The organism is Sphingomonas endophytica (assembly GCF_014199415.1).
GTDB lineage: Bacteria > Pseudomonadota > Alphaproteobacteria > Sphingomonadales > Sphingomonadaceae > Sphingomonas > Sphingomonas endophytica.
In genome coordinates this window covers 1-13,418 of record NZ_JACIJN010000002.1, presented here as the reverse complement: position 1 = coordinate 13,418, position 13,418 = coordinate 1, and the positions used below count along the sequence as shown (strand labels likewise).

The window sequence follows — 13,418 nt, the reverse complement described above, 5'->3', positions numbered from 1 at the left end:
CTGCTGGGCAGCCGCTCCCGCCGATTGCCGCCGTTTCTTCGCCATGCCCGCACGGGCTTCGATACTTGTTGAAACGGCCGAGTTTCAGGCTCTCTTACTCGACCCCGTTCGGGACCGCTGATGTCGCCCCGGCAGGAACGGGGATCGCATGGCGGGGACGCAGCACAATTCGGAAGGTCTGGCGCGGGGCACGCGGATGCTGCGCACCGCGCTCGGCCCTGCCATCGCCCGGCTGCTGGAAGACCCCGCCGTCGTCGAGGTGATGCTGAACCCGGACGGGCGCATCTGGATCGACCGATTGTCCGAGGGGCTGGCCGACACAGGCGAGCGGTTGTCACCGGCCGATGGCGAACGCATCGTCCGGCTGGTCGCGCACCATGTCGGCGCGGAAGTCCATGCCGGTGCCCCGCGCGTGTCGGCCGAGCTGCCCGAGACGGGAGAGCGGTTCGAGGGACTATTGCCGCCGGTCGTCTCCGCGCCAGCCTTCGCCATCCGCAAGCCCGCGGTCGCGGTGTTCACGCTCGACGACTATGTGGCGGCCGGCATCATGTCCGAGGCCCAGGCCGAGGTGCTGCGCGAGGGCGTCGCATTCCGCGCCAACATCCTCGTCGCGGGCGGCACATCGACCGGCAAGACGACGCTGACCAACGCGCTGCTGGCAGAGGTCGCGAAGTCCGCCGACCGCGTCGTCATCATCGAGGATACGCGCGAGCTGCAATGCGCCGCGCCCAACCTCGTCGCCATGCGGACGAAGGACGGTGTCGCCTCGCTCTCCGATCTCGTCCGCTCCTCTTTGCGCCTGCGCCCCGACCGCATCCCGATCGGCGAGGTGCGCGGCCCCGAGGCGCTCGACCTGCTGAAGGCATGGGGCACCGGCCATCCCGGCGGGATCGGCACCATCCACGCCGGCAGCGCGATCGGCGCGCTGCGGCGGATGGAGCAGCTCATCCAGGAAGCCGTCGTCACCGTCCCGCGCGCGCTGATTGCCGAGACGATCGACCTCGTCGCCGTCCTGGCAGGTCGCGGCTCGATGCGCCGCCTCTCCGAGCTTGCCCGCGTCGAAGGGCTCGGCCCGGACGGCGACTACCGCGTCGTGCCCGCCGAACGACCGGCGGCCTCGCTCACCCCCACCAGCACAGGAGACTTTGCATGACCTCTCGCTTTCGCCTTGCCCGCCGCCGCTTCGAGACCGCGGTAGCGGTCGTCGTCATCAGCGTGATGACCGCCCCGGCCGCCCACGCCTCCGGCTCGTCGATGCCGTGGGAGGCGCCACTCCAGTCGATCCTCAAGTCGATCGAAGGACCGGTCGCCAAGATCGTCGCGGTTATCGTCATCATCTCGACCGGCCTCGCGCTCGCGTTCGGCGATACGTCGGGCGGCTTCCGCCGGCTCATCCAGATCGTCTTCGGCCTGTCGATCGCGTTCGCCGCATCGAGCTTCTTCCTGTCGTTCTTCTCGTTTGGCGGCGGGGCGCTGGTCTGATGGCCGGCGATCCTGCCGGCGAGGTGCCGGGCTTCGCCGTACCCGTCCACCGGGCGCTGACCGAACATATCCTGCTCGGCGGCGCGCCGCGCGGACTCGCCATCCTCAACGGCACGCTGGCGGCGGCGCTCGGCCTCGGCCTGCGCCTCTGGCTGGTCGGCCTCGCCGTCTGGGCGGTGGGGCATGTCGCGGCGGTGTGGGCGGCGAAGCGCGACCCGATGTTCGTCGACGTCGTGCGCCGCCACCTGCGCATCCCCGGCCACCTGTCGGTCTGAGGGGCGCAAATCATGATGCACCTCGCCGAGTATCGCCGCACCGGCGCGCGGCTCGCCGACTTCCTGCCTTGGGCGGCGCTGGTCGGCTCCGGCGTCGTCCTCAACAAGGACGGCAGCTTCCAGCGCACCGCACGCTTCCGCGGCCCCGACCTCGACAGCGCAGTCCCGGCCGAACTGGTCGCTGTCGCCGGCCGGCTCAACAATGCCTTCCGCCGGCTGGGGAGCGGCTGGGCGATCTTCGTCGAGGCGCAGCGCCACCCCGCCGTGACCTATCCGGCGAGCGTTTTTCCCGACGCCGCCTCCGCGCTGGTCGATGCGGAGCGCAAGGCGGACTTCGAGGAGGCCGGTGCGCACTTCGAGTCGAGCTACTTCCTGACCTTCACCTATCTGCCGCCGGCCGAGGATGCCGCGCGGGCCGAAGGCTGGCTTTATGAGGGCCGCGAGCGGAAGGGCATCGACCCGCACGAGGTTCTGACCGGCTTCGTCGACCGCACCGATCGCGTCCTGCGGCTGGTCGAGACCTTCATGCCGGCGTGCCGCTGGCTCGGAGACGCGGAGACGCTCACCTACCTCCACGCCTGCGTCTCGACGCACCGGCACCGCGTCCGCGTGCCAGAGACGCCGATGTATCTCGACGCGCTGCTCGCCGACCAGCCGCTCACCGGCGGGCTGGAGCCGATGCTCGGAACGCAGCACCTGCGCATCCTGACCATCACCGGCTTTCCGACCGCGACCACGCCCGGCCTGCTCGACGAACTGAACCGGCTGGCTTTCCCGTATCGCTGGTCGACCCGCGCGATCCTGCTCGACAAGACCGATGCGACCAAGCTGCTCACCAGGATCAGGCGGCAGTGGTTCGCCAAGCGCAAGTCGGTCGCCGCGATCCTCAAGGAGGTAATGACCAACGAGCAATCGGTGCTGGTCGATACCGATGCCTCGAACAAGGCGGCGGACGCCGATCTCGCGCTTCAGGAACTCGGCGCCGACTATGCCGGCATCGCCTACGTCACCGCGACGGTGACGGTATGGGATGCCGATGCACGCATCGCCGACGAGAAGCTGCGACTGGTCGAGAAGGTGGTGCAGGGTCGCGACTTCACCGCGATGGCCGAGACGATCAACGCGGTGGACGCGTGGCTCGGCAGTCTGCCGGGTCACGTCTACGCCAACGTCCGGCAGCCGCCGATCTCGACTCTCAACCTCGCCCACATGATCCCGCTGTCGGCCGTCTGGGCCGGCCCGGAGCGCGATGAGCATTTCGACGCGCCGCCGCTCCTATACGGCCGAACCGAAGGCTCGACCCCCTTCCGCCTGTCGCTCCACGTCGGCGATGTCGGCCACACGCTCGTCGTCGGCCCGACCGGCGCGGGCAAGTCGGTGCTGCTCGCGCTGATGGCGTTGCAGTTTCGCCGTTACCGCCACGCGCAGGTGTTCGCCTTCGACTTCGGCGGCTCGATCCGTGCCGCCGCGCTGGCGATGGGTGGCGACTGGCACGATCTCGGCGGCGGACTGACCGAGGGCAGCGACGCCAGCGTGTCGCTCCAGCCGCTCGCCCGCATCGAACAGACGGCCGAGCGCGCATGGGCGGCCGACTGGCTCGTCGCCATCCTGACGCGCGAGGGCGTACAGATCACGCCGGAGGTGAAGGAGCATCTCTGGACCGCGCTGTCGTCGCTGGCGTCGGCGCCGGTCGAGGAGCGCACCGTTACCGGCCTCGCCGTGCTGCTCCAGTCGAACGACCTGAAGCAGGCGCTGCGGCCCTATTGCGTCGGCGGCGCGTGGGGCCGGCTGCTCGACGCGGAAGCCGAGCATCTCGGCAGCGCGACCGTCCAGGCGTTCGAGACCGAGGGGCTGATCGGCATCGATGCGGCGCCCGCCGTGCTCGCCTATCTGTTCCACCGGATCGAGGACCGGCTCGACGGATCGCCGACGCTCATCATCGTCGACGAGGGCTGGCTGGCGCTGGACGACGAGGGTTTCGCCGGGCAGCTCCGCGAGTGGCTGAAGACGCTCAGGAAGAAGAACGCCTCCGTCGTCTTCGCGACGCAGAGCCTGTCGGACATCGACGGGTCGGCCATTGCGCCCGCGATCATCGAAAGCTGCCAGACCCGACTGCTGCTCCCGAACGAGCGCGCGATCGAGCCGCAGATCACCGCCATCTACCGGCGGTTCGGCCTCAACGACCGCCAGGTCGAGATCCTCGCGCGAGCCGTCCCCAAGCGCGACTATTACTGCCAGTCGCGGCGCGGCAACCGCCTGTTCGAGCTGGGGCTGTCCGAGGTGGCGCTGGCGCTGTGCGCCGCATCCGCGCGCACCGATCAGCAGGCCATCGCCGCGATCGTCGCCGAGCACGGCCGCGTCGGCTTCCTCGCCGCATGGCTGCGCCACCGCGGTGTCGGCTGGGCCGCCGACCTCATTCCCGACCTCACCAACCTGGAGACACCATCATGATCCTGCGCCGTAGCCGCGCGGCGCTCGTCGCCGCGTCCATCCTCACCGTGCCGCTCGCCCTGTCGCCGATGCTGTCCGCGCCCGCCGGCGCGCAGTGGACCGTGTTCGACCCGTCGAACTACGCGCAGAACGTTCTCCAGGCGGCGCGCACGCTTCAGCAGGTGAACCAGCAGATCGCCTCGCTCCAGAACGAGGCGACGATGCTCGTCAATCAGGCGCGCAACCTCGCCGGCCTGCCGTACTCGTCGCTCCAGCAGCTCCAGCAGAACGTCCGCCGCACGCAGGCACTGCTCCAGCAGGCCCAGAACATCGCCTTCGACGTGCGGTCGATCGACCAGGCGTTCCAGCGGCAATACGGCAGCGCGTCGATGACCGCGTCCGACCGGCAGCTTGTTACCGACGCCCGGTCGCGTTGGCAGAACACGGTCGGCGGGTTGCAGGACGCGATGCGCGTGCAGGCCGGCGTCGTCGGCAGCATCGACGCCAATCGCACGGAAATGGCGAACCTCGTCACCCGCAGCCAAGGCGCCACCGGCGCGCTCCAGGCGACGCAGGCCGGCAACCAGCTCCTCGCGCTTCAGGCGCAGCAGCTCGCCGACCTCACCGCGATGATGGCGGCGAACGGCCGCGCGCAGGCGCTGTCGGATGCCGAGCGGGCGGCGGCGGCCGAGCAGGGTCGCGAGCAGCGCCGCCGCTTCCTCGCGCCGGGCACGGGCTACCAGCCCGGCAACGCGCGCATGTTCAACCCCGGCAACTGAGGCGGACGATGCAAGGGAAGACGCTCGCCCGCATCGGCGCCGCCGCGTTCGCCGGCATCGCCATCACCGCCGCCGCGATCGAGATGACGCGCAAGGAGAAGCCGGTGGTGCCGGTCACGGTCGACGTGTCCACCGCACCGGCCGATCCGCTGCGCGAGGCGCTCGCCCGCTGCCAGTTCATGGGGGAAGCAGCAACGCGCGATCCCGGATGCCTGAAGACATGGGCCGACAACCGCGCCCGCTTCCTCGGGAAATCCACCGCTGCGGAAGGACGCTGAGCCATGCAGGGCACCGGCGTCATCGACAGCTTCCTCGGCGTCTTCACCCGCTACATCGACAGCGGCTTCGGCCTTCTGTCGGGTGAGGTCGCCTTCATCGCCACCACGCTGATCGTCATCGACGTGACGCTGGCCGCGCTGTTCTGGTCGATGGGCGGCGACGACGACATCATCGTGCGGCTGGTGAAGAAGACGCTGTTCGTCGGCGTCTTCGCATACATCATCGGCAACTGGAACAACCTCGCCCGGATCGTCTTCGACTCGTTCGCCGGGTTGGGCCTGAAGGCGAGCGGCACCGGCTTCTCCGCCGCAGACCTGATGCGGCCCGGCAAGGTCGCGCAGACCGGTCTCGATGCCGGCCGCCCGCTGCTCGACTCGATCTCCGGGCTGATGGGCTACTGGTCGTTCTTCGAGAACTTCATCCAGATCGCCTGCCTGCTGTTCGCCTGGGCGCTGATCCTGCTCGCCTTCTTCATCCTCGCCGTCCAGCTCTTCGTCACGCTGATCGAGTTCAAGCTGACCACGCTCGCCGGCTTCGTGCTCATCCCCTTCGGCCTGTTCGGCAAGACCGCTTTCATGGCCGAGCGCGTACTCGGCAACGTCATCTCGTCCGGCATCAAGGTGCTGGTGCTCGCCGTCATCGTCGGAATCGGTTCGACGCTGTTCGGCGAGTTCACCCGCGGCTTCGGCGGCCGGACGCCGACCATCGACGATGCGATGGCGATCGTGCTCGCCGCGCTGTCGCTGCTGGGCTTGGGCATCTTCGGTCCCGGCATCGCCAACGGCCTCGTCTCCGGCGGGCCGCAGCTCGGCGCGGGCGCGGCGATCGGCACCGGCCTTGCGGCGGGTGGCATGGTCGCCGCCGGTGGTGCTGCGATCGGTGCCGTCGCGTCTGGTGGCGCTGCCCTCGCAGGCGGTGCCGCCGCTGCTGCGCGCGGGGGAGCGGCGCTCGCCGGTGGCGTGTCCACCGCCTATCAGGCCGGTGCGGCAGGACAGTCGGGCATGGCCGGCGTTGCCTCCAGCCTCGGCAACGTCGCCAGCGCGGGCGGCAAGGCGGCGGTATCGCCGCTCAAGCGCGCCGCCGGTCGCGCGGCCGACAGCCTCCGCTCCAGCTTCCAGGCCGGCAGCCGTGCCGTCAGCGGCGATGCCGCGCCGGACGGTGACGGCCCGGCTCCCGCGGCTCCAGCGGCGGGAGGCCCACCCGCATGGGCGAAGCGCATGAAGCGTTCGCAGCAACTCACCCACGGCGTCCAGGCCGCTGCGCACGCCGTGCGATCCGGCGACGCGCATGGCGGCGGCTCTTCCATCTCCCTCGACCAAGGCAACCGCTGATGACCCTCTTCAAACGACCCGCCGCGCATTACGGCAAGTCCCCGCAGCCCGAGACCCCGTACCAGCGCGCCGCGCAGGTCTGGGACGACCGCATCGGCTCCGCCCGCGTCCAGGCGCGCAACTGGCGGCTGATGGCGTTCGGCTCGTTGACGCTCTCCGCCGGCCTGTCGGCCGCGCTGGTCTGGCAGTCGGCGAGCGGCTCGATCGTGCCGTGGGTGGTGCAAGTCGACCGGCTCGGCCAGGCGCAGGCGGTGGAGCCGGCCACCGCCAGCTTCCGCCCGACCGATCCGCAGATCGCCTTCCACCTCGCGCGCTTCGTCGAGGAGGTCCGTAGCATCCCGGCCGACGCGATCGTCGTGCGGCAGAACTGGCTCCGCGCCTACGACTTCACCACCGCAGCCGGGGCACAGGCGCTCAACGATTACGCTCGCGCCAACGACCCGTTCGCCAGGGTCGGCAAGCAGCAGATCGCCGTCGACGTGTCGTCGGTCATCCGCGCATCGTCCGACAGCTTCCGCGTCGCATGGACGGAGCGGCGCTATCAGGACGGCAGCCTCGCCGAGACATCGCGTTGGACCGCGATCCTCACGGTGGTCGTCCAGCCGCCGCGCGATGCCGAGGCGCTGCGCAAGAACCCGCTCGGCATCTACGTCAACGCGATCAACTGGTCGAAGGAGATGGGCCAGTGAGCGCGCCTGTCCGCCAGATCGTCGCTCCCGCCGTGCTGCTCGCGGCCACCATGCTCGCCGGTTGTGCCACGGCGCAGAAGCCGCCGGAGATCACATACGACGCCGAGGTGCCGCCGCTGCCGCCCGTTCCGGTGGTCGCCGCGCCGGCACGGCCCCGGCCGCTGCATGTTCCGCCGCCGTGGACACCGGCGCGGGGCGGTCAGCCTGCCGGCACCGCGATTGCTCACGTCGAGAACGCCAACGCCGCCGCCCGCGTCCAGCCGCGCCGCGAGGGATATTACAACGCCATCCAGATCTATCCGTGGTCGGAAGGCGCGCTGTACCAGGTCTATGCCGCGGTCGGGCAGATCACCGACATCGCCCTCGAACCCGGCGAAAGCCTGACCGGCGCCGGCCCGATCGCGGCCGGCGACACCGCGCGCTGGATCATCGGCGACACCGAGAGCGGATCGGGCGAGACGCGTCGCGTCCATGTCCTCGTCAAGCCGACGCGGGCCGACCTTTCCACCAACCTCGTCATCACCACCGACCGTCGCCTCTACATGATCGAGCTGCACGCGGGCGAGCGGCCCTACATGCCCTCAGTCGCGTGGAGCTATCCGGCGCCGCCGCCCTCACCGCAGCCGACGGTGCCGGCGACGCCGATCGTCCCGGCCGCCGCCGAGCGCAGCCATCGCTATGCGCTGAGCGGCGACGCGCCGCCGTGGCGGCCGGTCGCGGTCTACGACGATGGCCGGCGCGTCTACGTCGAGTTCCCGCTCGGCATCGTCCAGGGCGAGATGCCGCCGCTGTTCGTCGTCGGCCCCGAAGGCGAGCCGGAGATCGTCAACAGCCGCGTCCACGGCAACATCCTCATTGTCGACCGACTATTCGGTGCCGCCGAGCTGCGGCTCGGCAAGGGCGACCGCCAGCAGACCGTCCGCATCCTCCGCACCGATGGAAGGCCATCGTCATGAGCACCATCGATCCCGCGAAGAGTGCGCCGAGCCAGCCGGACACAGACGACGACGCCCAGCCGCTGACCGGCGAGCCGGTCGCGCCGATGCGGCTCCGACCGGAGCCGCCGCGTGTCACGCGCATGTCGCGCAAGGCGCTGGCGGTGCTCGGCGGCGTCGCCAGCGTCGGTCTCGGCGGCGCGCTGATCTATGCGCTCCAGGTCCAGCAGGGCGGCAAACCGGCCGAGGAGGTCTACGCGGCCGAGGGCCGCTCGACACCAGACGGACTCGCCGCGCTGCCGAAAGACTATACCGGCCCGGTGCTCGGCCCGCCGCTGCCCGGCGATCTCGGCCGCCCCATCCTCGACGCGCAGAACCGCGGCCAGCCGGTGCCCGTGCCGGGGATCGACGCGCCGGCTGGACCCGCCGCGCCCGATGCCGAGATCGAGCGCCGCCGCCAGGAACTGGAACGGCGGCGGCAGGAGGTGGAGGCGGCGCGCACCAGCCGCGTCTTCTTCCAGTCCGGTGCGCAGACCCCGGCGACCAGCGGCGTGCCCAGCGACGGGATGCCAAACCTCGCCGGCATGGGCACGCCCGGCCAGACCGGCACGCCCACCGCGCAGGATCGGCAGCTCGCCTTCCTCAACCAGCCCGCCGACCGGCGCACCGTTGCACCCGACCGGGTGACGGGGCCGCCGTCGCCCTATGTCGTGCAGGCCGGTGCGGTGATCCCGGCCGCGCTCATCACCGGCATCCGCTCGGACCTGCCCGGCCAGATCGTCGCGCAGGTGACAGAGAACGTCTACGACAGCCCGACCGGGCGCCTGCTGCTGATCCCGCAGGGCACGCGGCTGATCGGCCAGTACGACAACGGCGTCGGCTTCGGTCAGCGCCGGGTGCTGCTCGCATGGACCCGCCTCATCTTCCCCAACGGCCGTTCGATCGTGCTGGAGCGCCAGCCCGGTGCGGACGCGCAAGGCTATGCCGGGCTGGAGGACGGCGTCGACCACCACTGGTGGGATCTTGCCAAGGCCGCCGGCCTCTCCACGCTGCTGTCGGTCGGCGCACAGGCGGGCAGCTCGGGCGAGCAGGGCGACCTCGTCCGTGCGCTGCGCCAGGGCGCGTCGGACGGCATCAGCCAAGCTGGCCGGCAGGTGGTCGGCCGCCAGCTCGACATCGCGCCGACGCTCACCATCCGGCCGGGCTTCCCGGTCCGCGTGATCGTCACCCGCGACCTCGTCCTGGAACCCTATAGGAACTGAACATCATGGCGAAGCTGAAGCTCGGACCCATCGCCGACGACAAGCCCGTGAAGGTCACGCTGGAACTGCCGGCGGACCTGCACCGCGATCTCACCGCCTACGCCGAGGTGCTCGCTCGCGAGAGCGGGCAACCGGCTGCCGACCCCACGCGGCTGATCGCGCCGATGCTGGAGCGATTCATGGCGACCGATCGGGCGTTCGCGAAGGCACGGCGGGCCGGCGGCCCGTCTGCCACTGCGATCGGCTGACGCCATCGAGGTATCGCGTCATGCTCACTTCACCGCGAGGAACGAGGCGGCAGGATCGCGGGGCGGGACCGTGCCCCGACCAACAGCAGGATACCTCATCGACATCCGTGCCCGACCGTCATCCTCGTTCCACCCGCCGCGCAGGCGATGCCGCCGGTATTCTGCCCGACGATCTCTACGACTACTACACCGTCGAGCCGGACCAACGGGAAGGACCACCGCCCGCCGCCGCGGCGAAGACGTGGCGCGTCACCGACGACTGGCCCGAGCGCGTGCCAATCACCGAGGCCGAGATCGAGGTGTTCGAGCGATGGTTCGGCGACCTCTTCGACGAGCTGTTCGGACCGACCGGCCGATAGGCGCGCGCGACGAGCGTCGGTTGCCCCATCATTTCCCTGGCCGATGTTGTCTATTGATAATAATTGTCGTGGACAGCATTCGGCCTGCCTGACGTTCGTGCCCGGCCCGGCGGCTGCCAGGACGGGAGACGCGCGCACCGTGACGACGCTGACGATCGGCATCGCCGACACCGAAGAGATGAAGGCCCGCGCCAGACGCATCATGCGAGGCGAGGAACAGCCGGCGTCCGGCGAGCCGGCGGTCTGGTTCGGCTCGACCGAATCCTTCGCCCGCATCCTGTCCGCCGCCAACCGCGACATGCTCCGCCTCATCGCCGAGCGCGAGCCGGAGTCGCTCGACGCCCTCGTCGCGCTGACCGGTCGCGCCAAGCCCAACCTGTCCCGCACGCTGAAGGCCATGATCGCCCACGGCATCGTCCGCATGGAGCGCAGCGGGCGCAAGCTCGCACCGAAAGTCATCCCCGATCGCGTCGTGCTGACGCTGGAGCTGATCCCGACATCCGACAAGCAAGGAGAACAGCCGTGAACGCCGAAACGCCCGTCATCGCCCAGCGCGCCGTGCTCTACCTGCGCGTCTCGACCATCCGGCAGGCCGAGCACGACGTGTCGATCCCCGACCAGAAGCGGCAGGGCGAGGCGTACTGCGCGTCGCGCGGCTACCAGCTCGTCGACACGTTCGTCGAGGCGGGAGCGTCGGCAACCAACGACCGCCGCCCAGAGTTCCAGCGCATGATCGAGGCCGGCACCTCGAAGCCCGCGCCGTTCGACGTGGTTGTCGTCCACTCGTTCAGCCGCTTCTTCCGCGACCATTTCGAGCTGGAGTTCTACGTCAGGAAGCTGGCGAAGAACGGTGTGCGTCTCGTCTCGATCACGCAGGAGATGGGCGACGACCCGATGCACGTCATGATGCGGCAGATCATGGCGCTCTTCGACGAATACCAGTCCAAGGAGAACGCCAAGCACGTCCTGCGCGCCCTGAAGGAGAACGCCCGGCAGGGCTTCTGGAACGGCTCGCTGCCGCCGATCGGCTACCGCACCGTCGCGGCCGAGCAGCGCGGCGCCAAGACCAAGAAGAAGCTGGAGATCGATCCGCTCCACGCCGACACGATCCGCCTGATCTACCGCCTCGCGATCGGCGCCGAGGCCGATCACAGCCAGATGGGCGTGAAGGCGATCGTCAAGCACCTGAACGCCCGCGGCATCTTCACCCGCGACGGCGGACGTTGGGGCATCGGCCAGGTCCACCGTATCCTGACGCGGCGTACCTATATCGGCGAACACGAGTTCAACCGCCGCTCCAAGACCAAGGAGAAGAAGCCCGACGCCGAGGTCGTGACGGTCGCGGTGCCGCCGCTGATCGAGCGCGCCACCTTCGACGCGGTGCAGGCGCTGATGAAGGCGCGCAACCAGAAGACCGCGCTGCCGCACCGCGTCGTCATCGGCCCGACGCTGCTGACCGGCATCTGCTTCTGCGGCAATTGCGGAGGCGCGATGACCATCCGCACCGGCAAGGGCGGGCGCTACCGCTACTATGCCTGCTCGATCAAGGCGCGGCAGGGGGAGACCGGCTGCAAGGGCCGCGCGATCCCGATGGACAAGCTGGACAGCCTCGTCGCCGGCCATATCGAGGAGCGGCTGCTCGACCCCGACCGGCTGGAGGAACTGCTGGAGACGATCCTTGGCCGTCGCGAGGAGCAGTCCGAGCGCCGCCGCGTCCACATCGCCGAACTGAACCGCCGCGCCGCCGAATCGGAACTGCGGCTCAAGCGCCTCTACGACGCGATCGAGGCGGGCGTCGCCGACCTCGACGATCCGGCGCTCAAGGAGCGTATTGCCGGCCTCAAGGTGATCCGCGACCAGTCGCGCGTCGACGCCGACCGGGCGCAGGCGATGCTGGAGAGCACCGGCGAGCGGGCGATCACGCCGGAGATGGTCGGGCGGCTGTCACAAGTCGCACGCGAGCGGATGCGGCTCGACGGGGGCGGCTATCGGCGGGATCACCTCCGCGCGCTCGCCCAGCGCGTCGAGGTTGGCGACGACGAGGTGCGCATCATGGGATCGAAGAGCGACCTGCTCAGGACGCTGGTGGCCGCGGAAGGAGGGAAATCGGCGGGGATCGGCGTGCCCGCTCGGGTACTGAAATGGCGGAGCGGGAGGGATTCGAACCCTCGATACGCTTTTGACGTATACTCACTTTCCAGGCGAGCGCCTTCGACCACTCGGCCACCGCTCCGCATGCTTGGAACGGCGGCACTAGTCGGAGTCGCCATATTGCGCAAGCGGGTCGATTGCCTCCCGCACGGGGTTGCGCCACGATGCGGCCATGTCGACGCTTGCCGCCCTCCTGCTGCTCACCCAGGCGCCCGCCGCCGCGACGCCCGCGTCCCATGAACCGATCGCGAGCGACTGGCGCACGATCCCCGATGACGAGCTGCTGGTGATGCGGCTGAAGGGGGACCGCATCGTCGTGATCCGGCTCGCGGCAGCCTATGCGCCGCTGCATGTCGCGAGCATCCGCATACTGGCGCATGCGCATTGGTGGGACGGACTGAGCGTCTATCGCGTGCAGGAAAACTGGGTCGCGCAATGGGGCGATGCGACCGAGCAGAAGCCGCTTGCCCCCGGCGTTCCCAGCCATTTGCCGCCCGAGTTCGAGATCGCGCGCTTCGCCCCCGCCCAGACGCTCACCCGCCCCGATCCGCATTCCGCCATATCGGGCATCACCGCGGACGGCTGGCCGGTCGCCAGCGACGGGCGCGGCCATGCCTGGCTGACGCATTGCTATGGCATGGTCAATGTCGCGCGCGACGCCGATCCGACCTCCGGATCGGGTGCGGAGATGTCGACGCCGATCGGCCAGTCGGCGCGACGGCTCGACCGCAACTACGCGTTGGTCGGGCGGATCATCGCCGGGATGCAATATCTTTCGTCGCTGCCGCGCAGCGATGCGCCGATGGGCGTCTATGCCGATGCAGCCGAGCGTACCCCGATCGTCGCGATGCGGCTCGCCAGCGACATGCCCGCCGCCGAGCGCCCGCGCTACCAATATCGTGCCGCCGACAACCAGCGCTTTGCGGCGATGATCCGCCGCCGCGAGAACCCGCCCGCGCCGACGATCGGCGGTGGCGGGATCGAGGTCTGCGAAGTACCGCTGGAGGTGCGGCGGGTGCCGTGAAATGACCGGGCGGTGGGGCCGCCCGCTCAGTCCCACCGGCCTTGATCCGGAGCCCGCTTCTCGACGGCAGAAGCGGGATCCCCCTGAGTTCACAAACGAAGTGCAACACCTGAGACAGGTGCTGCCATGTCGAGATATCGTCAGCTTACGCTCGAGGAGCGGTGTTCGATTGCC

General features: G+C 69.9%; 13 protein-coding genes, 1 tRNA gene and 1 pseudogene. 14 read left to right on the top strand and 1 reads right to left on the bottom strand.

The genetic code is table 11. The features are described 5' to 3' along the window. The first annotated feature begins 148 nt into the window (after positions 1-148). From trbB to FHS97_RS17350, 13 genes and pseudogenes are all read left to right on the top strand, one after another. Positions 149-1,153 (top strand): P-type conjugative transfer ATPase TrbB, encoded by a 1,005-nt coding sequence (gene trbB / locus FHS97_RS02845; protein ID WP_184033093.1) that lies wholly within the window; start codon positions 149-151, stop codon positions 1,151-1,153. Continuing rightward, positions 1,150-1,482: a TrbC/VirB2 family type IV secretion system protein gene (locus tag FHS97_RS02840; RefSeq protein WP_184033091.1), complete on the top strand. Its 333-nt coding sequence runs from the start codon at positions 1,150-1,152 to the stop codon at positions 1,480-1,482. Before trbB ends, FHS97_RS02840 begins: the two co-directional genes overlap by 4 nt. After that, positions 1,482-1,757, top strand: coding sequence for a VirB3 family type IV secretion system protein (locus FHS97_RS02835; protein WP_184033089.1), 276 nt, complete (start codon positions 1,482-1,484; stop codon positions 1,755-1,757). Before FHS97_RS02840 ends, FHS97_RS02835 begins: the two co-directional genes overlap by 1 nt. A 12-nt stretch (positions 1,758-1,769) precedes the next feature. Next, entirely contained in the window at positions 1,770-4,208 is a 2,439-nt protein-coding gene (gene trbE / locus FHS97_RS02830; protein ID WP_184033087.1) for a conjugal transfer protein TrbE, read from the top strand. Then, positions 4,205-4,966, top strand: a complete 762-nt coding sequence (gene trbJ / locus FHS97_RS02825; RefSeq protein WP_184033085.1) for a P-type conjugative transfer protein TrbJ — start codon at positions 4,205-4,207, stop codon at positions 4,964-4,966. Before trbE ends, trbJ begins: the two co-directional genes overlap by 4 nt. A gap of 8 nt (positions 4,967-4,974) precedes the next feature. Further along, positions 4,975-5,244 carry a putative entry exclusion protein TrbK-alt gene (trbK-alt, locus tag FHS97_RS02820; RefSeq protein WP_184033084.1) on the top strand — a complete coding sequence of 90 codons (270 nt, stop codon included), beginning with the start codon at positions 4,975-4,977 and terminating at the stop codon, positions 5,242-5,244. 3 nt (positions 5,245-5,247) lie between these two features. After that, positions 5,248-6,576: a P-type conjugative transfer protein TrbL gene (gene trbL, locus FHS97_RS02815; protein WP_184033083.1), complete on the top strand. Its 1,329-nt coding sequence runs from the start codon at positions 5,248-5,250 to the stop codon at positions 6,574-6,576. Continuing rightward, positions 6,576-7,265, top strand: a complete 690-nt coding sequence (gene trbF, locus FHS97_RS02810; RefSeq protein WP_184033082.1) for a conjugal transfer protein TrbF — start codon at positions 6,576-6,578, stop codon at positions 7,263-7,265. The genes trbL and trbF overlap by 1 nt, the downstream gene beginning before the upstream one ends. A gap of 50 nt (positions 7,266-7,315) precedes the next feature. Next, complete coding sequence (trbG, locus tag FHS97_RS02805) at positions 7,316-8,221, top strand: P-type conjugative transfer protein TrbG (protein WP_221233114.1); 906 nt, start codon at positions 7,316-7,318, stop codon at positions 8,219-8,221. 86 nt (positions 8,222-8,307) lie between these two features. Next, positions 8,308-9,462, top strand: coding sequence for a TraB/TrbI/VirB10 family type IV secretion system protein (locus FHS97_RS02800; protein ID WP_221233113.1), 1,155 nt, complete (start codon positions 8,308-8,310; stop codon positions 9,460-9,462). A 5-nt stretch (positions 9,463-9,467) separates the two neighbouring features. After that, positions 9,468-9,710, top strand: a complete 243-nt coding sequence (locus FHS97_RS02795) for a DUF2274 domain-containing protein (RefSeq protein WP_184033079.1) — start codon at positions 9,468-9,470, stop codon at positions 9,708-9,710. 147 nt (positions 9,711-9,857) lie between these two features. Beyond that, the gene (locus tag FHS97_RS17825) at positions 9,858-10,595 is read left to right on the top strand and encodes an HVO_A0114 family putative DNA-binding protein (protein ID WP_484592883.1); all 738 of its coding nucleotides are present in this window, start codon (positions 9,858-9,860) and stop codon (positions 10,593-10,595) included. After that, a pseudogene (locus FHS97_RS17350) lies at positions 10,592-11,635 on the top strand (recombinase family protein); the annotation flags it as partial. The gene FHS97_RS17825 and the pseudogene FHS97_RS17350, both read left to right, overlap by 4 nt. 576 nt (positions 11,636-12,211) lie before the next feature. Here the strand turns inward: FHS97_RS17350 and FHS97_RS02785 are convergent. Next, a tRNA-Ser gene (locus FHS97_RS02785) sits at positions 12,212-12,302 on the bottom strand. Positions 12,303-12,392: 90 nt separating this feature from the next. On the opposite strand from FHS97_RS02785, the gene FHS97_RS02780 reads away from it, so the two are divergent. After that, entirely contained in the window at positions 12,393-13,244 is an 852-nt protein-coding gene (locus FHS97_RS02780; protein ID WP_184033078.1) for a peptidylprolyl isomerase, read from the top strand. Positions 13,245-13,418: the final 174 nt, after the last annotated feature.